The organism is Polaribacter haliotis (assembly GCF_014784055.1).
In the GTDB taxonomy this organism is placed as follows: domain Bacteria; phylum Bacteroidota; class Bacteroidia; order Flavobacteriales; family Flavobacteriaceae; genus Polaribacter; species Polaribacter haliotis.
Map to the genome: position 1 here is coordinate 1,941,708 of NZ_CP061813.1, position 24,764 is coordinate 1,966,471.

A 24,764-nucleotide genomic window follows, 5' to 3' on the forward strand; every position below is an offset into this window, starting at 1 on the left:
TTCAAAAATACAATTTATAAAATTTAGAAAATACTATCGCTCCAAAATTTCTTTCAGGTTTTCTTTGTAGGTTTTAGACATTCTAATATTATGGTGTGTTCCTTTATCAATTTCTATACATCTATTTTTTGTTGATTTGTTTAATCTTACTAATGCTTTAGAATCTTTAAAAGAAGTTACTTTGTCTAAATTTCCATGAAAAATTGTAATTGGAACCGAAACCTTAACAATATCTAAATCTGACCTGAATTTATACTTCAATAAAAATGTGGGCGCAAACTTAGCATAGAATTGTACCGCTTTTTTAAAATTGAAAAATGGCGCTTCTAAAATTAATTCTTTTGGGAAGTTTACTGCTGCAATTTTTGTCGCAAAAGTACTTCCCAAGGAAAAACCATAAACCACAATTGTTTCTTCTTTATAATTTTTCTTTAAATAATCGTAAACAGACAAGGCATCTTCGTACATTTTATTTTCGTTGAATTTACCTGTGCTTTTTCCGTAATTTCTATAATCGAAAACCAATACTTCATAATTATATTCAATAAAATAAGAAACTCTTTCTCCCCATTTTATTAAATTTCCATTATTCCCATGACAGAATAGAACAATTCCTTTTGGATTTTCTAATTTAAAATGAAGTGCATTAATCTGATTCCCATCTGTTGTATCTATAAAAATTTCTTGAAATTTATTTGAGAATTTGTATTGATAATCTTTATCAACCTTTCTACCATTTAGAAAGATTAATTTTTCTTGAAAAAAATAAATCCCAAAAAAAATGAACATTAATATGATAAAAAACACTCCTAAATACATCATTTTAATAAAATAAATTTCACGAAACTACTCATTTTTAAAGATTCTAAATAGAAACTTTAACATTATTAGGTTTGACTTCCTTTTAAATAATTACTATTTTTAGTTAATTGTAAATAAAATGATATGAAAACTTCCAAAAGATTAGAGCAGGCTTTAGTGAAATTGTACAATGCTTTTCATAACAACAGGTTAAATCCTGAAGACTGTACAGCTTGTGCTGTTGGTAATATTTTAGATAATTTAGATAGTTGGAAGCATCTTTCTAACGAGCATGGTTCTTTAGAATTGAGTTATGTTGGTCGAGTTCACGAAAATTTGGGTAGGAAATTCAATGGATATTCGCCATTAGAGATTCTACAAATCGAAAAAATATTTTTAGAAGCTTGTGGCTTTAAAACACCTTTATGCCACTATAATTCTAAACCACAAAACCCAACAAATAAAGACATTTTATTTAAGGGTTTGTGTAATGTTGTGGCTTATTTGTGTGAGTTGGATAAAACACCTAATGTAATGGATTATTCGAAACTGTTTGAGTTTGAAAATGACGAACCCATATATCATCTTGAAACTTTTTTAAATTAATGTAAATGGGATAACAAATAACTTTAATGTGTTAAAATTGCTCTTAGTTAAGTATTAATTTGCGGGAAATCTAAAATTATAAGTTATGAAAAAATTAATATTTGCAGCTCTTTGTATATCAATATCTTTTAGTTCTTGTAGAGAAGATAAGAAAAAAGAAAAAACAGTAAAAACAGAAGTTGAAGCAAAAAAGAAAATAAGTGTTGAAACTTCTAAAGGAAGTGTAAAAGCTGATGATAAAGGAAATGTTGATATTAAGATTAAAGATAAAAACTAAACATTCTTATTATTTAATAATATCTTACAAAAGCTTTAACTAAATATTAAAGCTTTTTTTTATGCGAGAAATTTATAGTAGTGATTTTCTTGCCAAAAAATAATTTTCACGTAAAAGACGAATCCAGATATATTTCTTTCTACAGTTGAAACATTTTTTTTGTTTTACAACAGGAAAAAAATCATCTACGACTAAGTCTCTTTTTTCTTCTCTTTTACAATTTGGACATTTACTCATCTAATGGTATTGTTTACCAATAGTAAGAATTAAAAGCAAATTGTGTAAATATATTCTATAGAAACCTACTATTTATAGATGAAACGCTCTATTTTATAGATAAGAAATTATTTTATTTGCAGTATCTTATACAATTCTTCTTTATAAGAATTACTTAATTGAACAGTATATTCTCCCAAAGAAATTTGAAGTTTGGTAATAGAATCTATCTTTTTTGTATTGATAATAAAAGATCTATGCACTTGTAAAAAAGTTTTTGGCAAAAGTTCTTTTATTTGCGATAAAGAACTTCTTAACAAATAATTTGAGTCTTTTGTAAAAATTTGAATGTAATTTCTATCTGACTCAATAAAGTAAATATTATCTGTAATTAATTTTACATACGCTTCTTTTACTTTAATATAGATTACATTTTCTTCTAATTTTAAAACCGTTTTTTCTTTATTTAATAAGTTATCTTTTTCAGTAAAATTAACGAGTGCAATTTTTATGGAAGCTAATAAACTTTCTTTTACAAACGGCTTTAGTAAATATCCATAAGGCCTCGTTTCTGTAGCTTCTAAGATTGTTTTTTCGTCGCCAAAAGCGGTTAAAAACAAATATGGAATATGATACGATTTACGAATATAATTGGCAATCCAAATTCCGTTTTTGCTTCCTTGAATATTTATATCTAAAATGGCTAAATCTACTTTTTCATTCACTAAGACATCTATTGCATCTAATGCATTATTAACAACACCAGCAATTTCGTACCCTAAATTCTTTAAAGTTAAACGTAAATTTTCTGCAATAATTTCTTCATCTTCAACAATAAGTATTTGTAGCTTTTGCCCCATAAGTTTTAAATTATTACATCGTCTTTAAAAGTAATTAAGAAACTACTACCATTATCATTCACATACTCCATAGTTCCTTGTAATTGTTTTGCTAACAATTTAACTAATTTTAAACCTAATGTATCTATATTATTAAAATCTATTGGATTGCTCATACCAATACCATTGTCTTTTATCAATAATATATATATATTTTCTCTCGACTTTTTATTTAACTGAATCGTTATTTTACCTTTATTACGATTTGTAAAAGCGTGTTTGTATGCATTTGTAATTAGTTCATTTATAATTAAACCTAATGGAACCGAAATATTTACTGGAAAAGTAAAGTCTTTTGTATCAATTTTAAATTGAACAACAACAGATTCTTGATAATTAGATATTTTAATATGTTCTATTAATGTTGAAATATATTCTTTAAAATTTATGGAACTGATGTTATTATTTTGATACAATTGCTGGTGTATTAAAGACATTGCATGAATTCTATCTTGCCCAACTTTTAAAATCTTACTCAATTCTTTATTATCGCTTTTTAAAGATTGTAATTCTAAAATACTCGATATTACTTGTAAATTATTTTTTACACGATGGTGTAGCTCTTTTAATAACAACTCTTTTTCTTTGGCACTTTTCTCTGCTTCTATTTTTTGATTGGTTATTATTTCTTTGTTTTTTATGGTCTTTCTAAGAGAAAAATACATTGCTAATAATAAAGCAATTAAAAGCAATAATGCTACTTTTTGGTATGTTTTGGTTGCCCTATCAATTTCATTTTTCTGTAAACTCTTTTTTTATTCCAGTTCTTTCTTTTCTGTTTCGAATTTTACTGCTGCTATTAGATACTGGTTTTCAAGTTTTACCAACTCTAAAGAATCTTTATACTTTTCTGCAGCGATTAAAACTTCATCTGCTTTGTTAAACAGATTCAGTTTTAAAAAAGTTTTCCCTTTTAAAAATAAAGATTCTTCTTTTAAATTAGGGTTGTTATCTTTTTCTAAATATATAAAAATGCTATCTATATATTTTAGAGCTATTTTAGGTTCGTGCTTTAAATAATACACATTTGCAACTTCATGGTAGGCGTGTGCCATTCTCTTAAAATCTTGTTGCTTTCTACTAAAATTTACTTCGCCTAGTAAAATGGGTAATGCTTTGTTATAATTTCCTTTTTCTACCCAAATACTTGCAATGTTTTCTTCAATAACTTTTCTAAAACCTATAGCCCTTTTAAAATCAATTTTATCATCTAAAATAGCGATTGCTTTTTCGAAATAAAATTTAGCACTATCTAATTGATTCATCTTAAAAAAACACAAACCAATATCGTTATTAGCACTACTGTAACCAAAATAATCGTTTTCCTCTATAAAACCTTTTCCTCTTTCTATAAAATACTTCTTGGCTTTTTCGTAGTTTCTTAAACGATAATAGGCTAATGCTATTCTGTTGTTTTTACTAGATTTCCTAGAAGGAATATTATGCTTTAATAACAAGTTATGGTATAGTGTGTAGCTATTTAATAGATTGTTATATTGCTCGGTTCTAGAATATGCTTGGTTTAAATCTTGTAACATATAAACCACATCTTTTAGTTCTGCTACTTTTGTGCTTTTTAATAAAAACTCTGCTTTATTTATTACTTCTATATCTTTTTTAAGCTTATTTAGATAACTTATTTCTAAAAGTTTTATGGTAAGTTTTTGGTCTTCTGTACCTCTATTTTCTGCCCAATCTAAAGATTGATAAAGTAAGTTTTTTGTTGTAGTTGCTACTATATCTTCAGTTTTATTTTCCTTATCTATTTTTTTGAAATAAGTAACAAAATTCTCGAAATCTTTTTTTGTAGTAATTTGATCTTGCTTTTGAAAAGCAAAAATGCTACACAAAATTATACAGAGGGAAAAAAATTTGATAAAATTCGTTTTGTACATTATCTGTGTAGCTATTTTTATAAAAGTAAGTAAATTTTAATCAATTATTAAATGTCTTAAAACAGATATTAAAAAGTGGATGCCATAAATAATTAGAATAACATTTTCCACATTTATACAACTTAAATCTTAAAATTTTTTGGTAAAAAGATCTTTGAACTTTTGTTCTAGAAAACGATTTACATTTTGGACATTGTTTCATTATATAATAAAACTACAGTATTTAAAGTACTTAAAAAATAAAATGGGATTAAGCTATTTTTTTTGAGGACAAAGTTTCTATTTTCAGGGACAAAAAAAAACCGATTCATTTCTAAATCGGTTTTATATAATATTTAATTTAATATTGAAGTCTATCCTCCAAAATCATCAAATCGGATATTTTCATCTGGCATACCAAAATCTTCTCCCATTTTTTGTACTGCTTTGTTCATTAATGGTGGTCCACAGAAGTATAATTCTAAATCTTCTGGAGATTCGTGAAGATTTAGGTAGTTATCTATTACACAATTGTGAATAAACCCTACAAAACCATCTCCAGCTTCATCATTAATATCTTTTTTAACTTTCCAATTATCCGAATCTAAAGGGTCTGATAATGCAATAAAGAACTTAAAGTTTGGAAAATCTTTTTCTAATGCTCTAAAGTGATCGATGTAAAACAATTCTGCTTTCGAACGTCCACCATACCAATAAGTTACTTTTCTACCTGTTTTAAGAGTTCTGAATAAGTGATATAAGTGAGAACGCATTGGCGCCATTCCTGCTCCACCACCAACATATAACATTTCTGCATCCGATTCGTTTATGAAGAATTCTCCATAAGGTCCAGAAATTACACATTTGTCTCCTTTTTTCAAATTGAAAATATATGAAGAGGCAACTCCTGGATTTACATCCATCCAACCACCTTTTGCTCTATCAAATGGCGGTGTTGCAATACGAACGTTTAACATAATTTCTCTTCCCTCTGCTGGGTAAGAAGCCATTGAATAAGCTCTTTCCACAGTTTCGGTATTTTTCATAACTAACGGACGTAGTTTAAACTTATTCCATTCTGCTTCAAATTTATCTGGAGTTTCATGTTCTTCTGGGTGTGCAGTAATGTCCATATTTTCGAACTTTACTTCACAAGGAGGAATTTCAATTTGAATATATCCACCAGCTTTATAACCCATATCTTCTGGAATTTCTACTACAAATTCCTTAATAAAAGAAGCCACATTGTAATTTCTTACTACAACTGCATCCCATTTCTTAATTCCGAAAACTTCTTCTGGAATAGAAATGTTCATGTCTTGTTTTACTTTAACCTGACAAGCCAAACGTGCTCCTTCTTTTAGTTCTTTTCTAGAAAAATGAGGAACTTCTGTAGGTAAAGCTTCTCCTCCACCAGAATTCACATGACATTCGCATTGAATACATGTTCCACCTCCACCACAAGCAGATGGTAAGAAAATTTTATTACTACCTAAAGTAGTTAGTAAAGAATCTCCTGAAGCTACTTCAATTTCTCTTTCGCCATTAATCATAATCTTTACGGGACCTGATGGCGATAATTTTTGTTTTACAACTAGTAATATTGTAATTAATAATAAAGCTATTATTAAAAACGCTACTACTGTTGCGATTACAGTTCCTGTTGTTCCTGCTGCTAAAATCATATTAATTTATAGTTTTAGTATTTTTTGCTATTTCTTCTTTTTCTAAATCCTTTTTTACCACCTTTTCAGTAACAACTTCTGGCTCTGTAGAAGGTTCTCCCTCTTCATCTCCACCAGTTAACATTCCTCCAAAACTTAAGAAACCAATTCCCATTAAACCAGTAATAATAAAAGTAATTCCTAAACCTCTTAATGCTGGAGGAACACTTGAATATCTAATTTTCTCACGAATGGCTGCAATTGCTAAAATTGCTAAAAACCAACCAATTCCAGATGAAACTCCGTAATTAAATGCCAAACCTAAAGATTCAATCTCTCTTGCTTGCATAAATAAAGAACCTCCTAAAATTGCACAGTTTACTGCAATTAATGGTAAGAAAATACCTAATGAGTTATATAATGATGGTGAAAATTTCTCTACAATTATCTCTACCAACTGCACCATTGTTGCAATAGTTGCAATAAACATAATAAAAGAAAGGAAACCTAAATCGTAATCTGCATATTCATCTCCCAACCAAACTAACGCACCTGGTTGTAATAAATATTGATCTAATAACCAGTTCAATGGAACTGTTATTGCCAATACAAAAATTACGGCAGCTCCTAAACCAACTGCTGTTGCTACTTTTTTAGATACGGCTAAGTATGAACACATACCTAAGAAAACCGCAAACACCATATTATCAATAAAAATTGATTTGAAAAATAATTCTACGTGCTCCATATTTTTTAGTTTTCAGTTTTCAGTTTCAGAAATCAGTTAGCTTTTTGACTGCAAACTGCTACTGCAATTGTAAACTTATTTGTTAATCTTCTATTAATGCTTTATTTCTACTTCTTTGTACCCAAATAATTAATCCTACAACTATTAAAGCCATTGGTGGCATTAACATAAATCCGTTGTTTTCGTAACCTGTGGAATACAAGCCTGTTTTTTCGATTGGATCTCCTAAAACTGGAATTCCGAATAAAGTTCCAGAACCTAACAATTCTCTAAAAAAACCAACAATTAATAAAATAACTGCGTATCCTAAAGCATTTCCAATTCCGTCTAAGAAAGATTTCCAAGGTCCGTTTGCCAAAGCAAAAGCCTCAAAACGTCCCATAATAATACAGTTCGTAATAATTAAACCTACGAATACTGCCAATGTTTTACTTAACTCGTAAGCGTATGCTTTTAAAACTTGATCTACAATGATTACCAAAGAAGCAACTACAATAAGTTGTACAATAATTCTAATTTTAGAAGGAATAATGTTTCTCATTAAAGAGATTACAACATTACCAACTCCTAGTACAAACAATACAGCAACTCCCATTACTAAAGAAGCTTTTAACTCTGCAGTAATTGCTAATGCAGAACAAATACCTAATACTTGAATCGTAATTGGGTTATTATCTGCTAATGGATCTGTGATTAACTTCGTGTCTTTTTTTGAAAGTAGTCCCATCTTAGTTTTTATTTTTTAAATTTTGGAAGTATGGTAAGTACAACTTTAAATCCTTTTTAATCATTGCAGCAACACCATCTCCAGTAATTGTTGCACCAGCTAAAGCATCTACTTCAAAATCCTCTTTATCTTTATTTAATGGATCGTTATTTCCTTTTGCAACTGTAATTCCTTTGAATACACCTGCATCTGTCAATAATTTTTCACCATAAAAATCGTCCATAAAATAACGTTGTTTTATGTTGGCTCCTAAACCAGGAGTTTCTCCTGCGTGATCGAAAAATGCTCCTTTTACAACCATATCTGTATCTAAAGCAACATAACCCCAAATTGCATCCCAAAGACCTTTACCTCTTATTGGTGCTACATAAACAGTTTTTCCTTCTTGTTCTCCTTTAAATAAAGGTAAGAACCTAGATTTACCGTTTTTTGCTCTGGTTTGTTGTTTTTTAATATCAATTAAATAAGGCTCTTTTTTATTATTAGCTGCCATGAATTCTTCACGATTCATTTCTTTAATAATTTTGCCATCTTTAACTTCTATAACAATTTGTTCAGAAATTTTTTCAGCAAAAACATCTGCTACTTTATCTGTAGAAATAAAAGTGATACTTCCTTCTTCATTTTCATTAACACCTAAAGCGTACAATATATTTTGTTGCTTTTCCATTCGCTCATTTTCCTTAATTGTAGGTTTTAATGACGATGCTGTAAATGCTAATAACGAACCAACTACTACAACCATTATAATGGCGAAAATAATTGTGTAACTATTACTATCTGTTTTATTACTCATAATTAAGCAGTTTTAGCTTTTAAACGTTTCATTCTTCTCTTAACGTTTCCTTGCACAACATAATGATCTATGGTTGGTGCAAATACATTCATTAATAAAATTGCTAAGAATACTCCTTCTGGATATGCTGGATTGAAAACACGAATCATAATTGATAAGAAACCAATTAAGAAACCGTAAATCCATTTTCCTTTATTTGTTTGTGATGCTGTTACAGGATCTGTTGCCATAAAAACAGCTCCAAATGCCAAACCACCAATCATTAAGTGTTCCCACCAAACTGTGTTCATTAATCCGTAAAATTTACTAGATTCTGTAATAATATCTGCTGCAACAACTTGATTGAAAATTAAACCCATTACTGCTGCTCCAATAAATGTTGAAAGAATTATTCTCCAGCTTCCAATTTTTGTAAAAATTAAAAAAGCTGCACCTAATAATATTAATAAAGTTGAAGTTTCTCCTACAGAACCTGGAATGAATCCCATAAACTTGTCCCACATAGAATATATTACTTCATTTCCTTGGGCATAGCTTCCAAGAATTGTTTCTCCAGAAATTGCATCTGCAGTTCCTGTTCTTTCAACTGCATCATACACCCAAACCTTATCTCCAGACATCCAAGTTGGATATGCAAAAAATAAGAATGCTCTAATAGTTAAAGCAGGATTTAAAATATTCATTCCTGTTCCACCAAATACTTCTTTACCAATTACCACTCCAAAAACCACTGCAACTGCTAACATCCATAAAGGTGTGTCTACAGGTACAATTAATGGTACTAACATTCCTGTTACTAAATAACCTTCTTCAACTTCGTGCCCTTTTATTACCGCGAAAATAAATTCCACTAAAAGACCAACTCCATAAGAAACAATTACTAATGGTAAAACTTTTATGATTCCTATCCAAAGGTTATCCCAAGTAAAAAAATTAGCTAAGACATCTGTTCTTAAAGAACTATCTATAGCTGCATAATGTTGGTAACCTGCGTTAAACATTCCAAAAATCAAACAAGGAATTAAAGCCATAATTACAATATTCATTGTACGCTTTAAATCGTCTGCTGCTTTAATGTGAGTTCCTCCTTTGTGAGTAACTTCGTTAGGTAAATATAAAAAAGTATGGATTGCGTTAAACGCAGGTGCCATTTTTGTTCCTTTATATTTCTCTTTTAAATTGTGTAAGTTTTGTTTTAAGCTCATAACCTTATCCTAATTCTTCTCTCATTAAATCTAAACCTTCACGAATTATCTTCTGATGAGGCTGTTTAGATACACAAATAAATTCTGTTAGTGCAAAATCTTCTGGTGCTACTTCGTAACCACCTAAAGCTTCCATTTCATCTAAATCTTTATACATAAATGCTTTTAACAATTGCATTGGATAAATATCTAAAGGAAACACTTGTTCGTAAGCACCTGTAACCACAAATGCTCTGTGCTCTCCATTTGTATTTGTATTTAAATCGTACTTTTTGTTTGGTGTTAACCAAGAAAAAGTTAAAGCTCTTGAAGCAGAAATTTTATTGAAAATTGGTTTGTTCCAACCAAAAAATTCATAATCGTCTCCTTCTGGAATCGCTGTTATTTGATTATCGTAATAACCCAAAAATTCGTCTTCTTTTACTTCCTTCCCAGAAAGTACGTTCCCGCTAATAATTCTTGTATTATCGTCATTCAAATTGTTTGCAGTAACATCCGAAATAGTTGCTCCTGCAATTGCAGTTACATATTGTGGATTCTTAAATTGAGAACCAGTTAAAGCTACTGTTCTTGTTAAATTTAACTTTCCAGTTAATAACAACTCTCCAATAACTACTAAATCTTGTGGTGATACTATCCAAACAACTTCACCTTTATTAATAGGATCTATTTTTGCAATTTGAGTTCCTACATTTCCTGAAGGATGTGGTCCTGAAACCTTATGTAATTCAACTCCTTTTAAACCTGATAAAGGAGAATTAGAATTTGCGCCAACAGAAACATGCACTTTACCTTCTGTAAGTTTAGAAACTGCATCGATTGCTGCTTGCAATTGTGTTTCTTTCCCTGCTAAAGTATAATCTAAGTCTGCAGCTAAAGGTGCACTTGCGTATGCAGATACAAAAATAGCTTTTGGAGCCTGATTTGGATTTGCAACAACATCATAAGGACGCTGTTTTATAAATGGCCAACAACCTGCTGCTAATAAATGATTTTTAACTTCTTCTGAAGACATAGAGTCTGCATTTTTAGTTTCAAAATCTTTATGAGTTTGTGTTGCATCTGCAGAAATTTTAACTGCTAATACCTTTCTTCTTGCTCCACGAACAACCTCTACTACTTTACCAGAAACCGGACTTGGAAATAATAGACGTTCATCACTTTTCGAATGAAAAAGTGCTTCTCCAGCTTTTACTTCTGTGCCTTCTTTAGCAATAAGTTTAGGTGTTATTCCGTGAAAGTCTTCTGGCTTTACTGCATAAATGCTACTCTGAGTATTATTCATAGTAGTTTTTTCTGCAACGCCAACAAGCTTAATATCTAAGCCTTTTTTAATACGAATGTCTTTTGACATAGTAAATTGGAATATTTAGTTATCTAAAAAAATCATGCAAATTTAAAGATTTTGAGGGTTAAGAGTGATATAATTTGAAGGTAATCTTACTGAATTAATCTTATTTATATTAATTCTAAATAAAATATATTTTGAAGAGAAACAACTTCTTATCTTTAATTTAATTTCCTTAAAATGACACATATTTTAAATAAATCGGATTAAATAAGGTTTTATAATTTTGAAAACTGAAAAATTATATTATTTCTTTACGATTCTTTTAATTACAACTCCATTATTTGTGAATATTTTAAATAAATAAACACCTCTTTGTAAATGCCCTATTTGAATGGTGTTTTTAGGTTTTAATAATTTAAAAACCGTCTTTCCTAATAAGTTATAAGCGATAATTTTATCAATTTCTAATTGACTACTTCCTTTTATGCTTAATTGATATGTAGCTGGATTTGGATATAATTTAACTTCAGTATTTAAAATTTCATCATTAATATTTGCAGTTGTTGAGATTTCAAAATTAGCTCCTATAAAAAACAATTCGTAGTTATTATTTAAACTAAGTGAACCTATTTTTATTAAATAAGCCCCTATTTCTTCTCCTAATTCTCTTGTTAAATTCCCAGTAAAAACATCTTTATTTACTAAAATTCCATTCGTTATTTGATAGGTTAAAGGAGGATCTGCATCATTTTTACCTTTTATTATAGAATCTGCAGTAACTGTAATTTCTCTTTTTGAAATAGTTAAAAAACTACTTATAAAATTAATTTGATAATTTCCATTTTCTAATGTTGATGAGATTTCGTAATCTCCAATATTCTCTCCTACTTCTCTTTTTAAGGTACCTGATAAAACGTCTCCATTTAATAAATTCCCTGAAGTTATTTTATAAGTAAAATCTGGGTCTGAATCTCCATAGATTTTTGTTTTAAAATCTGAATTAATAGATATTTCTTTTTTTGAAATTGTAAAGTTACTACCGATAAAAGTAATTTCGTAATTGCTATTTACCAAAGTTGATAAAATCTTATAAACACCTACATTTTCTCCTAATTCTCTATTTAATGTCCCTGATAAAACATCGCCATTTATTAAACTTCCTGAAGAAATATTGTAGGTAAACTCAGGATCTGATTCTCCATAAATTTTTGTTTTTGCATCTGCTGTAATTGATATTTCTTTTTTTGAAATTATAAAGTTACTGCCGATAAAAGTTATTTCGTAATTGCTATTTACCAAAGTTGATGAAATCTTGTAAACACCTACATTTTCTCCTGATTCTCTATTTAAAATACCTGATAAAACATCGCCATTTATTAAACTTCCTGAAGAAATATTGTAGGTAAACTCAGGATCTGATTCTCCATAAATTTTTGTTTTTGCATCTGCTGTAATTGATAATTTTCTTTTAGCAATGGTTAATTTTCCTGAAACATAAATAATATCGTAATCTGTGTTCGATAAATTCGATGAAATTACATATTCCCCAGCATTTTCTCCAATTGTTCTACTTAAACTTCCTGTTAAAACATCACCAGAATCTAAACTTCCAGATGTAATTTTATATGTTAAAATTGGGTCTGTTTCTCCGTAAATTTTAGTTTTTGAATCTACTGTTATTACGATTCCTTTTTTTGCAGTAATTCTTAAAAAACCAGATTGAAAGGTAATATTATAATTAGAATTTGAAAGCGAAGAACTTATTAAATAATCACCCAAACTCTCTCCAGCTTCTCTGCTTAAATTTCCAATTAAAACATCTCCATCAACTAAATTACCTTTGGTAATTCTATAAGTTAAAACCGGATCTGTATTTCCAATAATCTTAGTTTTAATATCTGCTGAAATTGTAATTTCTCTTTTAGTAATTGTTAAATCACTTGCAATAAATGCAATCTCGTAATTATCGTTATTTATAGTAGATGTAATTGCATATTCTCCAATATTCTCGCCAATTGCTCTAACTAAACTTCCTGATAAAACATCGCCATCTACCAAACTTCCTGAAGTAATATTATAAGTTAATGCTGGATCTTCGTCTCCGTAATTTTTTGATTTTGAATCTACTGTAACTGTAATTTGTCTTTTTAAAATCGTTAAATTATCAGCAATAAATGTAATCTCGTAATTATCGTTATTTAAAGTAGATGTAATTGCATATTCTCCAATATTCTCGCCAACTACTCTAACTAAACTTCCTGATAAAACATCGCCATCTACCAAATTGCCTGAAGTCATTTTGTAGGTTAATTCTGGGTCTTCGTCTCCGTAAATTTTTGTTTTTAAATCTGCTGTAACTGTAATTTCTCTATATAAAATCGTTAAATTATTAGCGATAAATGTAATCTCGTAATTATCGTTATTTAGATTTGATGTAATTGCGTAAGTTCCAATATTCTCGCCAATTGGTCTAGTTAAACTCCCTGATATAACATCGCCATTCACCAAACTTCCTGATGTAATCTTGTAGGTTAATTCTGGATCTTCTTCTCCGTAAATTTTTGTTTTAAAATCTGCTGTAATTGTTAGTTTTCTCTTGGTTAAAAAATAAGATTCGTGTTTTATTTCAACTAAAGAGTTACCAACCAAATCTGTAATATTATTTGAGTTTTTCAACCCTAAAGAAACCACTCCAAGATCTGTGTTTTTTGCAGAAATACTTACTTTATATTGGTTGTTAGAAAGGTTTTCAACATTTGAAATTGTTATATTCGAAGAAGCCAATCCATTTAATTCAAAATCAGATAGATCTACGTTTTTAACTTCTTCATTAAAAGTGACTAAAAACCACCAAGAATCTACATTCGATTGTTTAGAAATATCTTGAATAATAGGTTTTGAGATATCATAATTGAATCCAATTTTATTAGAAACTGTATTCTGATTATTATTTAAATCTAAAGAAACATTTTCAGGAACTTGAACCGAAAATTTACCTTGAGAAAAAGGAACAACTTCAATTTTATAGTTTTTATAGTCTGAAGTTAAAAAAGAGGAAATCGTACAATTTTCTAGTAAAAAATCTGATTTTTCAAAACCAGCAACTGCTTTAGAAAAAGCAACGTCTAAAGAAACAGGAACTGTGTTTGTATTCAAATTATCTGTTGTGGAAACAACCACATTTACTGGATCTGTATTTTTAGCTACAGCAACCGAAACTACATATTTGTTTAAATTGGCTTCATTCTCTGATAAAACTGAATAAGTAATTGGATTCGTAAAATCTTGCAGAGATACCCCTGATTCTTGCAGAATTCCATCTACATAAACCTTAGAATTTCCACTTGAATTAAAAACGGCTTTTAAGTTTGAAATACTTGTGTTTTCAGGTAAAACGATATGTACTTCATCTTGCGAAATAGTTGAAACCAAAGTATTAATTCCATCAAAATTAAAGGAATTTAGAACTGCATTAGCATTCAATTGCGGATTTGCAATACTATAAGACTGGAAAATTCCTCCCAAATTTCCATCGATAGAAAATGTTTCAGTGTTATCGATATTTACTACTTTATCTGAATTGCTATCATAGATTTTGAAATTAATGGTTTCATAATCTGTATTTGCAAAAACTGATAAATACGCAACATATTTATTGGCATTTGGCACGAAAACAACATTAGAAACTCCTCTTATTTCTCCATTTACAAAGGCACCAATTTTATCGTTTGTAGATGTTAAAGTGGTTCCATTTACATTTAAAAACGTTGTAAACGTCATACTATATTGATAATCTGCAGAATTTACGGTCCAATTTGGGTCTTGTGCATTTACAAATTGTAGGAAAAAACCTAAAAAAACAGCAAAAAAGAAATTTAGTTTTCGTGTTTTCATTGGTTAGTTTTGATGAACATTAATTACGGAATGCAACAATAAATTACCTGCTTTGTCTTGTATTGTATTTGTCGATTTTATGTTTAAAGTAACTGCTCCAAAATAATTTTGAATATTATTTACAGTTACTGTATAAACAGAATCGCTTTCTTTTACAATACTAATAGTTGCATCTGCATTCAATTTAAAATCTGTTGCATTTACGTTTTCCACAGCTTCACTAAAAACGACTGTAAATGTTAGATTTTTATTCTGGGTTATTTCGTTTGTAGCATTTTTCCTTTTTATTGATTTCAAATACGGACTCACTAAATCATACGTAAAAGCTAGTTTATTTGAAGCTGAATTCCCTTCATTTTGAGAATTAAAAACTTTATTTTCTGGAATTTCAATCGAAAATTCTCCTTGTTGAATGGGAACTATTTCAACTTTATAAAAGACATTATTTTCTTTAACTATGGATGAAATTACAGCATTTGTAAGTAAAATATCTTCTTCTAAAAAATCTAAAATAGCAAAGTTCGTTTTTACATTTATTGAAACTGGCGCTTGTTTTACAAAAGTATTTACATCGCTTTCTAATAAGATTTCTGGAGGATCTACATTTTCATCAGCAATTGTTACTTTAACATCATAATCTACTAAATTGGCTTCATTTTCGGATAATAATTGATAAGAAATTGTGCTCGAAAAATCGTTGGAAGTGGTTCCTGAGACTTGTTTTATTTTATCAACATAAAAAGTTGCTCCTGAGCTTGTATTAAATTCAGCAATTAAATTCGAAACATTGGTATTAAAAGGTAAAACAATGTCTACTTTATTATTGCTAATCGTTTGTGAAACACTTGTAATTCCAGAAAAAGAAAAGGAACTTAAAACAACATCGTTACTTAAAGCTGGTTGTGCAATACTATGTGTTTGAAATATACCACCAACATTTCCATCGATTACGAAATTTACTTTTTCGGAAACATCGTACACAGTTTCATTTGAACTATTGTAAATTTTGAAGTTTAAAATCTCTCCAGTTGTATTTGCAAAAACCGTTAAATAGGCTACATATTTATTAGCATTTGGTACATAAGTAACATTTGCAACTCCCCTAATTTCGCCATTTACAATGACTGCAACTTTATCTTGGGGGGAAGATAAAGTTGTGCCATTAACGTTTAGAAACGTAGTAAACGTCATACTATACTGATATTTAGAAGCATCTACAGACCAATTAGGATCTTGTGCTTTTAAATGAAAAGCGAGAAAACCGAATAAGATTATGAAAACTAATTTGTTCATTTTCTTATTTTTTTACCATTTTTTGAATACTGCTTTTCCCAGATTCAGCATTTATTTTTATCAAATAAACACCTCTAGCTATGTTGCTGGTATCAATTGTTGTTTTGTCTGAATTTACAATCACTTTTTTAACCAAAACACCAATAGTTGAAAAGATTTCTATGTGTGTTAATTTTTCATTTTGATTGGAAGCATCTATAATTATAGAGCTCGAAAATGGATTCGGATACAAAACTACATCACTTAAAAATAAATCGTTATTTGATAAACTTTTTGAATTTAGAATCACTGGAATTTTCATATTTCCAAAGACTTTATTGTTCTCGAAAACAAACTCTGAAGAAACATCTATTTCTGAAATACCATCTGAAAGTCTAAATTGTAAGGCATCTTCTGTATCACTAAAAACAGTTACAAAACTCATCTTTTTATCTCCGAAATTAATTATTGGAGATGCTCCTCTAAGAACTCCTTTTGCATCGTAAACAACAACAGAAGTCATTTCTTCGCTTCCAATTATTTCTGCTACAACACTCATATTAGAGCTGTATTTAGAAAATTGATGGATGGTTTTAGATGAATACTCTTGACCAGTTGTACTCGGTTTTGCTAGACTATTAGAATTCGGATAATTAATAGATTGTGAGGCTCCAGATTTAATCATATAACCTCTGCTAGATTGCATATAATTTAAAGTTCCACTCCAACCAGAATTGGCATCGTAAATTGCAAATGTGTATTGGTCTTTTATAACATCGCCATCTGTAGGATTGTAAAATGTAAGCGCTTCTTGCAGACTAATATTTCTATGAATTGGAAATGGTAACCAGTTCCAACCTTCGTTAATTATTAGGTTTACACTACTTTCATCTACATCATTCCCAATTAATTTTAAAGAATTTTCGTTTGCTAATTTTACTTTGTACATTTTAGTATTCTCTATGGTTGTTAGAGAACCAAACCAATTATCGGCTTCGAAACGCGTAAATTGGTTTTGCGATTTAACTTGGTCATCATCTTGTAAAACAAGGTCGTTAAAAACCGATTTTACATCTGTAAATCTGCTGTCTTCTACAAAGAAAGAAACCCAAGTCCAACCTTTATTTAAGACAGTTTCTTGTTCTGCAAACTCTGCTCCAGAGAAAATTGTGGGGTTAGTTTTTGAACCCAAAACTTCATTCTGTAAAAATGCCATTTTTGGAGAACCATTTATGGAAGCCACTAAAATTTTCCCATTTACAGCGTCCCAAATTTTAAAAGTAACTTCTTCTCCACTTGCAACATTACTATAGGTTGTTAAATAAACAAAGTAACTATCGAAAGCAACATCGTATCTTAAATACCCTTCTCCTCTTGGATTATTATCTACAAATGCACCGATTTTTGTGTATTGGTCTCTAGAGAAAACATCGTTTATTTTAATTTTTCCAATTACATTCATACTATTAGAAAAATCCGGAGAATTTACAGACCAATCTGGAGCTGGCGTTAAAACTCTTAAATCTAAAGTTAATCTGTCATTAAATTCGGAAGCAGTTTCTAAAAAAATATTCGCATTGTAAGTTCCCATTGATAATTCTTTATCAACTGTAAATACAATTTGTTTTGTTGCATTTGGAGTTACAGTTCCACTGCTGTTTTTAACGGTTACCCAAGTTGGTAAACCGCTAATTTTATAAGGCTGATTGCTTCCTCCTTTATTTACAATATCCATCGTAAAAGAATAATCTTCGTTTACATTTTTCTCTTCTACAATTTCTTTTGTTTGCTCTTTTGTAAACCATTCTATTTCTTGTCTGTTTATAAAAGCAGACCAACTTACAGGAGATAATTGCTCATTAAAATGTGTATCTGACATTCTTGAAACAGAGAAATCTAAAATTTGCCCTTCGAAAAGCGACCATTCTTCTGTGGTTAATTCTGGCTGAATAATCATTTGATCTCCATTGATAACCGTCGAAAAAGGAATGTTTGTAAATTGTAATTTCGGTTTTAAAGCTGGTGAATCTTCAGTATAACTCTGTGTGCTTCCACTTAAAATTGAAAAAGTAGCACTCACTTTATTATTAATTGCTAGATGATTGTATTTTGGGCCATTTGTAGTGTTTGTATCTTCTTGATTAAAATCTACATAGAGCATTAAACCTTCAGTTTTTGCATCAATTTCGAAATAACGATCTCTTTTTATTTGCTCGAAACTTCTTGCAGTATTCCACAGACGAATTTCGTCTAAACTTCCAGTAAAATGATTGTCAATTGTTACATTTGAAAATGTATCTTTAAATAATCGTGCTCCAATTAATATTTGATTTCCAGAAATACCACCAATGTTTTCGGAAGAAACAGAAGTTGTTTCCAAAGCATCTACATAAGAATTTATAGAACCTCCTCTTTTTACAACTAATGCAATATGATGCCAAACACCATCTGCAACAGATATTGTCGTTAAATTATAACCAATATTTTCTGATATTAATTCTAAATTTCCATCCGATTTCATGTTTATAGACCATTTATTTCGAAGTCCATTTGTTTGTACGAAATCTTCGTCATTTCCTTTTCCGTTAGAAAAAATGGTGCTTTCTGATGCTGTGGCTGTTTTAATCCAAAATGAAAGTGTAATATCTTCTGAAATACTTGGTTGTACAAAACCGACATTTTCTAAAGATAAATAAGAATCATTTGCGAAAACATATGCAGTTCCTTTTGGTTTAATGTCCCAATCTAAATTTACAATGGCATTTCTTCTTTTTGCTTTATCTACACCCGTTTTTCCATTTCCTTCAGCTAAAGTCCAATATCCTAAAAGATTCAATTCTCTTCCTGTTAAAGTTTTATCTTTTGCAACAGTTGCTTGTGCTCTTGTAAAAGTCTTAGACCAAAAACGAATGTCGTGAATGTTACCAATTGTGTTATTTCCTCCAATAAAAATTGAACTATTGGAATTCAAATCTAAATTATCGTCTAACATTTCTGAAACTAATTCAGTTCCGTTTTCTAAAATTAGTAACAAAGGTTTCTTTGTATCATCTCCAGAAACTCCTTTTTGATACACCAAAGAATAAAAATTATATTGAGCAGGATTTATTACTGCTTTCACAGATTCTGAACCCACACTAAAAGTTAACTCATTTCCTATTAAACTCGCATTAATTCCGTTTTCTTGTGTTATTAAATTTCCATTTCCTGTAGTTGAATTTTTGTACCAAAACTGAACCGTAAAAGATCCTTTTGGCAACACTTGGTTTGGCAATTCAATTTGATTTTCACTTCCGTCTAAAAACACAGAAACATTATGATCGATTGCTTGTTGATTGCTTAAACCTGTTACTTTTATGGCAGTTGTTCCGCTTTCGAAAATTGCTTCATTAAAACGAACAGAAACATCTTCGCCAACATCTAAAATTCCATCAGAAGGTTGTGGAGTTCCGAATAAAACTGGTGCATTTAAATTGATTGTTCCAGAAATTATTGGAGAAATATTGGTAACATCGTCTGTACAATAAGAAATTGCTCTAAACTCGTATTTTCCATCTGGGATTTTATCTCCAACTACATCCCAATTAAAAGTATAATCGGAATTTGCACTGTCTATTACTTCTCCAGAAGTGTCACTTGCTTCGTTTAATAAAGTTTGGGTTCCATAATAGGTTTTAAACTTAATCCAATTTGCAGAACTTGCATTTCTATATTGCAATTCTATTTTTTTGAATCCGTTAAAATCTGTATTAAAATCGGTAAATGTAATTGGCAAACTATTGTTAATTGTATTGCCATTTACATCTTGCGAAAATGCTTCTGCTCTGTTGAAAATAAAATTATTTTCTGGAGCAGAAACTGTTACTTTAGAGCACGATTTTTTAAATTCTACAGAAACATCTATAAAACCTTCAGAATCATTTATATCGTCACAAGGACTTTTTAAATAAACTCTAATATTATTATATTCAAAAATACTGGAAGCAGACGATTTGTACACTTCAAAAGGAAATTCTACAGTTTCGTTATAAGGAATATACACGTTTACTCCATTTGCTTCTACATTTGTGGTTGCTCCATTTAATGTTAATGCATCTACTTCTATAATGTATTCCAAATCGGATTGTGTATCGCTATTATTCTTCAATAATAATGTAAATAAAGCACCTTCGCTTTCTGGAATATTTTTTAAAACTGTTTTGTCTGATTTTACTTCTGGTAAATAAACTCTGTTTGTTGGGTCAGATAAAATTTCTCCTCCAACACCAATAACATCTTTATTATAACCTGTTGTTTTGTAAAAAAGCGATGTTGTTTCAGCTTCATAAGGACAAGAAGTTGCACCTGCTTTTGTGATAAAAACTGGGCCATTTCCATCGAACATATTTACTATATCTACACTTAAAACATTGTATAAATCATTGTCTTTTAATGTGTAAGAAATCGTACTAGAAACCTCTTGCTCTGAAGTATTTGCATCTGCATTTATCCAAGAATTTGTTTTGGTATAATTCGCAAAAGCACCCACATTATTTACCAACAAACCTAATTGTGCTTTAAATTCGTTACCAATATCTATAGTGTTTTCATAGGTATAACTTCCTATTTGAGCTGTGGTTATGCTACTTGTAAATTCGCCAACTCCTGCATCGAAAGATTGGTTGGAAAAGAAATTTTCATTTACCAAGGCATCCATTTCTGCTTGATACTCGTTTGTGTAAATTATTTCCCCTGTAAAAGGATTTTTATAACTTTCAAATTCATTTTGTATGGTTGCTAAAACAGCACTTCTGTAGGCTTCTTTATTGTTTTTAGCATCGTATTTTGTTTTCTCGTTATTCTGAATTACTTTTCTCCACAAATTCGCTTGATTCGTGTAAGAATCTGCTGTAACTAATGGCAAACTAGGATCTGGAGTTGGATTTGGAACAAAATTAGCGGCCAAAGCTTCCAATTCCGGAATTAAAGTTTCTACAATATATTTTTGAGAATATGTAAAAAACGTTTTGGTAGGTTGTTCTCCAATAAAATAATCTTTGTTTGTACTTATATACAGTGTAACATCGTTATTATCTTTGTCTTTTGCAGTTACTTCTATATTATCGATGGTTGCTCCATTATTATTGACTATTGGTGCATCTGTAACAAACATATTATTAAAAATACCATAATATACATTTTTAGAATTTCCAATGTATAAATCTCCATCTGAACCTACGAAATCTACATCGTCGCTTGTAGAAATTGTTTTGTTAAAAGTATAGGTTTTTGTAACTGTATTTGTTTTCGTTTCTTCTATTGTATGTGAAAAATTATTTTCTACATCTGCAACAAAATTAGCCTCATAACCAACAGCAAAAAAAGGTGTACCTGCACTAGTTTCGAAAGTTGGTCCAAGAGATACATAAAGACCTCCTCCATTTCCATCTACATTTGTATTTGCATTTTCTGTAGTAAAAGTAATTGTAGTTCCTTTTTCTATAGACGCAAAACTGTTAGAACCTGGTGGATCTCTTAAAATAATATCTGGCACTTCTGGTGCATAAGTTGCAAAAGCAACACCTCCTGTACTTGCGCCACCTTTTACAATTCCTTCTGATTTAAAATCGGAAATATTAGAAATCGTTAAAGCATTACTACCAGCAATATTATAAGCAACAGAAATTGCACTTTTAAAATTATCTGCAATTGCAGTATTGGGTTCACCTGCTTTGAATGAATATTTATATTGCCTGTTATTATTAACTAATTTTATGGAACTTTCTCCTGAAATTTCTACATTATTATTAATATTAAATGCTCCCTCAGTAAAATACTCCTTTGTAATTTTATCTTCTGAAGCATCTTTATTTATGTAATTCTGAGTAACTTCAAACAGCATATTGTAAGTCTGTTTTTGAATATATATTGGAGTATCTAAACCAGAAATATCAAACGTCTTATCGCCTATTTTTATTTCTTTTTCATATTCTTGATTTACCAAGGTTAACATGACTGGAGAATTGTATCTAAAACTTTTTTTATGATGAAATGCTTTCGAAAACAATTCGGATCCGTCTTTGGTAATGTGTTTAATAGAATCTAAAACAGGAGTTGCCAATAAATTTAATGTTTCGTTACTCGATAAAATTGAAACATCTGTATTTGAAGGAATTTTAAGATCCGCAGATTTTATATAATATATGTAGGGAATTAGAGAAACTTCATATTCTCCTGTTGCTGGGTTTGTAGCTACTGGAACATCAAAGGCAGACGTATTTATGTCTCCTTTTAAAATAATGTTTGCAACACCTATATTGTTTAATGAAGAAACAATTTCGTTCTCTTCATTTTCTTCTCCTTCGTTATTAATATGTGTGTAAACTCCATTCAAACCAAAACCAAGAGGTTTGTCTGACTCTATTTTACCTCCAACTACTTTACCAATTAAGGAGATTCTTGTCTTATCTATAAACCATGTTCTTTCTATTTGATCTTCGAAAAACTCGAAAGTTCCTGAAGCTGGGAAATACCCAGAATGTTCGAAAACATGACCGTCTTTTCTTACTTCAATTTTATGTTTTCCAATAGGTACATTAATGGTAAAATCGCCATTTGCTTTTGTTTCTACTGGCTGATTATCTTCATCTATTACAATATCTCCATCTATATAAATGTATGCTTTTTCTAAACCAATTACTGGATATCTTTTTAATTCGCCACCTTCGTAAAACCCATTTAAAGGGTTTATTGCACCACCTTCGTAATAAAATTCTGCCTTATTTATAATTACAGAACCATCTATTCTATATTGGTTATAACCAAAATCTTCGATGCTTTTTGTATTGTAATCAACAACATCTACATCTAAAGGATTGTCTTTAAAAACATTCTGAACATTATAAACAGCTCTACCATTAAATTTAAAGGAAGAAACATCTTTAAAATTCAATTGATTTACCACACTTGCATCTGCTCCTAGAAATAAAGTTTGACTTGCAGGCTCAAAAGAATGTACCCCAAAAGAAGGAGTAACTACAAAAGATTCTCCAGAACCAGAATAAGGAATACTTGCAATGGTATAACTTCCATTTGCATCTGTAACTCCAAAAACTCCTAATTGTTTTTTAGTAGGTTTTGTGCTGTTAAATAAAACTCCATTTACCGCATTTTGCACAAAAATTCCATCATTTTTATTTTGTCTAAATCCTTTTTTAGATAAATCGTACACATTGGTTCCTGTAGTTTCATTCATTCTTAAATACAAACTCAAACCAGCTTCACCACCACTTAAATATCTCCTATAATCTCTTCTAATTGCTTCGTTAGATACTATTTTTTGCCAAACTCTAACCTCATCTAAATACCCAACATAAGCATCTGCTAAAACAACTTTTTTTAATAAAGAAGCATCTAAAATATCGTAATTTATTGAAATAGGATTTGTAAAAGCCGGGACTAAAACACCTTCAGGCACATTTGCATTTGTAACATAATCTTCTGTAATTTCTCTTCCATTTACATAAAATTTAGCTTTTTTACCATCTTCTAAAGTCGCAGAAACATGCACAAAAGAAGTTGTTGTTAAAGTGGAAATATTACTAAAAACATCACGTCCTAAAAAATCCAATTCACCTGTTGGAAAAGAATTTGCTATAGTTGTTTCTTGTAAAGTGGTTCCATTTACTTTTAGCTGAAATTGTATTGAATTTGCATCTAACTTTCCTGCATATAATTGAACAACTTCGTCTCTTTTTGTTGTGAATTTAAACACTTCACCATAATTGGTAATCCAAGCTTGTAGAGTTGTATTGTTGGATCCGATATCGTATTTTATTTCGTCAATAGAAACATAACCATTATCAATTTTTAAACTGCTTCCTCTTGTAGTATTTTCCTCTCCATTTGCTTCAGCAAAAACGATAACATCTTGTACAGGACTACCTCCTTCAAAACTAATACTTCCAGAAACTGTCGCTGTTGGATTTCTAAAACCAACACCATCTATAAAATTTACAAAACGTTCATTAAAAGCAGAAACACCGAAAGCTTCTACTTTATATTCATACAAAGTTCCACCTTCGATTTGTGCATCATTATATTCAAAAACATCTTTACTTACACTTCCTATAAATTGATAGGGAATTGTACTACCAAATTCTTTTCTATAAATATTTACTTTTTCTATTAAATGTTGATTACCTCCAAACTCCCATTTAATATTTATTTTATCGCTAAAATATCCTTTAGAAATCTCGAAACCATCTACCACAAAAGTGGGTGAAATATATAAGATTCCATAAGGAAAACCTGTTCTACTTTCAAGATCATTTTTATTTAATACTGAAATAATTGGGCTTCCTACTTGCATTTGCATGTATAAATTATTGGCATCGGACCTATAATCTACAGCTGCATTACCAACAAAAAGTTGATCCTTACTCTGTTCTTGTGCTTGGGTTATAAAACCCACAAAACACAAACATAATATTTGTAGTATTTTTTTCATCATTAA

At 29.9% G+C, this 24,764-nt stretch carries 15 protein-coding genes; 2 read left to right on the forward strand and 13 right to left on the reverse strand.

The genetic code is table 11. The features are described from left to right. Nucleotides 1-33: 33 nt before the first annotated feature. Nucleotides 34-822, reverse strand: coding sequence for an alpha/beta hydrolase (locus tag H9I45_RS08300; RefSeq protein WP_228454806.1), 789 nt, complete (start codon nucleotides 820-822; stop codon nucleotides 34-36). Between the two features lie 123 nt (nucleotides 823-945). Between H9I45_RS08300 and H9I45_RS08305 the strand changes: the two genes are divergently transcribed. Continuing rightward, entirely contained in the window at nucleotides 946-1,407 is a 462-nt protein-coding gene (locus H9I45_RS08305; protein WP_088355445.1) for a Na(+)-translocating NADH-quinone reductase subunit F, read from the forward strand. A gap of 85 nt (nucleotides 1,408-1,492) precedes the next feature. Then, on the forward strand, nucleotides 1,493-1,684 hold the full coding sequence (locus H9I45_RS08310) for a hypothetical protein (RefSeq protein ID WP_088355444.1): 192 nt from the start codon (nucleotides 1,493-1,495) through the stop codon (nucleotides 1,682-1,684). A gap of 344 nt (nucleotides 1,685-2,028) precedes the next feature. On the opposite strand, the gene H9I45_RS08315 is transcribed toward H9I45_RS08310, so the two are convergent. From H9I45_RS08315 to H9I45_RS08370, 12 genes are all read right to left on the reverse strand, one after another. Continuing rightward, nucleotides 2,029-2,760 (reverse strand): LytR/AlgR family response regulator transcription factor, encoded by a 732-nt coding sequence (locus H9I45_RS08315; RefSeq protein ID WP_088355443.1) that lies wholly within the window; start codon nucleotides 2,758-2,760, stop codon nucleotides 2,029-2,031. A gap of 5 nt (nucleotides 2,761-2,765) precedes the next feature. Then, nucleotides 2,766-3,491, reverse strand: coding sequence for a sensor histidine kinase (locus H9I45_RS08320; protein WP_088355442.1), 726 nt, complete (start codon nucleotides 3,489-3,491; stop codon nucleotides 2,766-2,768). 63 nt (nucleotides 3,492-3,554) lie between these two features. Then, nucleotides 3,555-4,649 carry a tetratricopeptide repeat protein gene (locus H9I45_RS08325; RefSeq protein ID WP_176397609.1) on the reverse strand — a complete coding sequence of 365 codons (1,095 nt, stop codon included), beginning with the start codon at nucleotides 4,647-4,649 and terminating at the stop codon, nucleotides 3,555-3,557. A 398-nt stretch (nucleotides 4,650-5,047) separates the two neighbouring features. Beyond that, nucleotides 5,048-6,358, reverse strand: a complete 1,311-nt coding sequence (gene nqrF / locus H9I45_RS08330; protein ID WP_088355440.1) for an NADH:ubiquinone reductase (Na(+)-transporting) subunit F — start codon at nucleotides 6,356-6,358, stop codon at nucleotides 5,048-5,050. A 1-nt stretch (nucleotide 6,359) separates the two neighbouring features. Continuing rightward, nucleotides 6,360-7,085, reverse strand: a complete 726-nt coding sequence (nqrE, locus tag H9I45_RS08335; RefSeq protein WP_088355439.1) for an NADH:ubiquinone reductase (Na(+)-transporting) subunit E — start codon at nucleotides 7,083-7,085, stop codon at nucleotides 6,360-6,362. 82 nt (nucleotides 7,086-7,167) lie between these two features. Next, entirely contained in the window at nucleotides 7,168-7,812 is a 645-nt protein-coding gene (locus tag H9I45_RS08340; protein ID WP_088355438.1) for an NADH:ubiquinone reductase (Na(+)-transporting) subunit D, read from the reverse strand. A gap of 1 nt (nucleotide 7,813) precedes the next feature. After that, nucleotides 7,814-8,608 carry a Na(+)-translocating NADH-quinone reductase subunit C gene (locus tag H9I45_RS08345; RefSeq protein WP_088355437.1) on the reverse strand — a complete coding sequence of 265 codons (795 nt, stop codon included), beginning with the start codon at nucleotides 8,606-8,608 and terminating at the stop codon, nucleotides 7,814-7,816. Between the two features lie 2 nt (nucleotides 8,609-8,610). Further along, nucleotides 8,611-9,813, reverse strand: coding sequence for an NADH:ubiquinone reductase (Na(+)-transporting) subunit B (locus tag H9I45_RS08350; protein WP_088355436.1), 1,203 nt, complete (start codon nucleotides 9,811-9,813; stop codon nucleotides 8,611-8,613). Nucleotides 9,814-9,817: 4 nt separating this feature from the next. Further along, nucleotides 9,818-11,167: a Na(+)-translocating NADH-quinone reductase subunit A gene (locus H9I45_RS08355; RefSeq protein WP_088355435.1), complete on the reverse strand. Its 1,350-nt coding sequence runs from the start codon at nucleotides 11,165-11,167 to the stop codon at nucleotides 9,818-9,820. A gap of 240 nt (nucleotides 11,168-11,407) precedes the next feature. Then, nucleotides 11,408-14,998: an MBG domain-containing protein gene (locus H9I45_RS08360; RefSeq protein ID WP_088355434.1), complete on the reverse strand. Its 3,591-nt coding sequence runs from the start codon at nucleotides 14,996-14,998 to the stop codon at nucleotides 11,408-11,410. 3 nt (nucleotides 14,999-15,001) lie between these two features. Beyond that, on the reverse strand, nucleotides 15,002-16,291 hold the full coding sequence (locus H9I45_RS08365; protein WP_088355433.1) for an SGBP N-terminal domain-containing protein: 1,290 nt from the start codon (nucleotides 16,289-16,291) through the stop codon (nucleotides 15,002-15,004). A gap of 4 nt (nucleotides 16,292-16,295) precedes the next feature. Then, nucleotides 16,296-24,761, reverse strand: a complete 8,466-nt coding sequence (locus H9I45_RS08370) for a LamG-like jellyroll fold domain-containing protein (protein ID WP_228454809.1) — start codon at nucleotides 24,759-24,761, stop codon at nucleotides 16,296-16,298. Nucleotides 24,762-24,764 lie beyond the last annotated feature (3 nt).

Bases quoted from the DNA above. Each gene is read 5' to 3' on its own strand.
- H9I45_RS08350 (WP_088355436.1), bottom strand. From the start codon at position 9,813: ATGAGCTTAAAACAAAACTTACACAATTTAAAAGAGAAATATAAAGGA.
- H9I45_RS08345 (WP_088355437.1), bottom strand. From the start codon at position 8,608: ATGAGTAATAAAACAGATAGTAATAGTTACACAATTATTTTCGCCATT.
- H9I45_RS08315 (WP_088355443.1), bottom strand. From the start codon at position 2,760: ATGGGGCAAAAGCTACAAATACTTATTGTTGAAGATGAAGAAATTATT.
- H9I45_RS08340 (WP_088355438.1), bottom strand. From the start codon at position 7,812: ATGGGACTACTTTCAAAAAAAGACACGAAGTTAATCACAGATCCATTA.
- H9I45_RS08370 (WP_228454809.1), bottom strand. From the start codon at position 24,761: ATGATGAAAAAAATACTACAAATATTATGTTTGTGTTTTGTGGGTTTT.
- H9I45_RS08310 (WP_088355444.1), top strand. From the start codon at position 1,493: ATGAAAAAATTAATATTTGCAGCTCTTTGTATATCAATATCTTTTAGT.
- H9I45_RS08365 (WP_088355433.1), bottom strand. From the start codon at position 16,291: ATGAACAAATTAGTTTTCATAATCTTATTCGGTTTTCTCGCTTTTCAT.
- H9I45_RS08305 (WP_088355445.1), top strand. From the start codon at position 946: ATGAAAACTTCCAAAAGATTAGAGCAGGCTTTAGTGAAATTGTACAAT.
- nqrE (WP_088355439.1), bottom strand. From the start codon at position 7,085: ATGGAGCACGTAGAATTATTTTTCAAATCAATTTTTATTGATAATATG.
- nqrF (WP_088355440.1), bottom strand. From the start codon at position 6,358: ATGATTTTAGCAGCAGGAACAACAGGAACTGTAATCGCAACAGTAGTA.
- H9I45_RS08355 (WP_088355435.1), bottom strand. From the start codon at position 11,167: ATGTCAAAAGACATTCGTATTAAAAAAGGCTTAGATATTAAGCTTGTT.
- H9I45_RS08300 (WP_228454806.1), bottom strand. From the start codon at position 822: ATGATGTATTTAGGAGTGTTTTTTATCATATTAATGTTCATTTTTTTT.
- H9I45_RS08360 (WP_088355434.1), bottom strand. From the start codon at position 14,998: ATGAAAACACGAAAACTAAATTTCTTTTTTGCTGTTTTTTTAGGTTTT.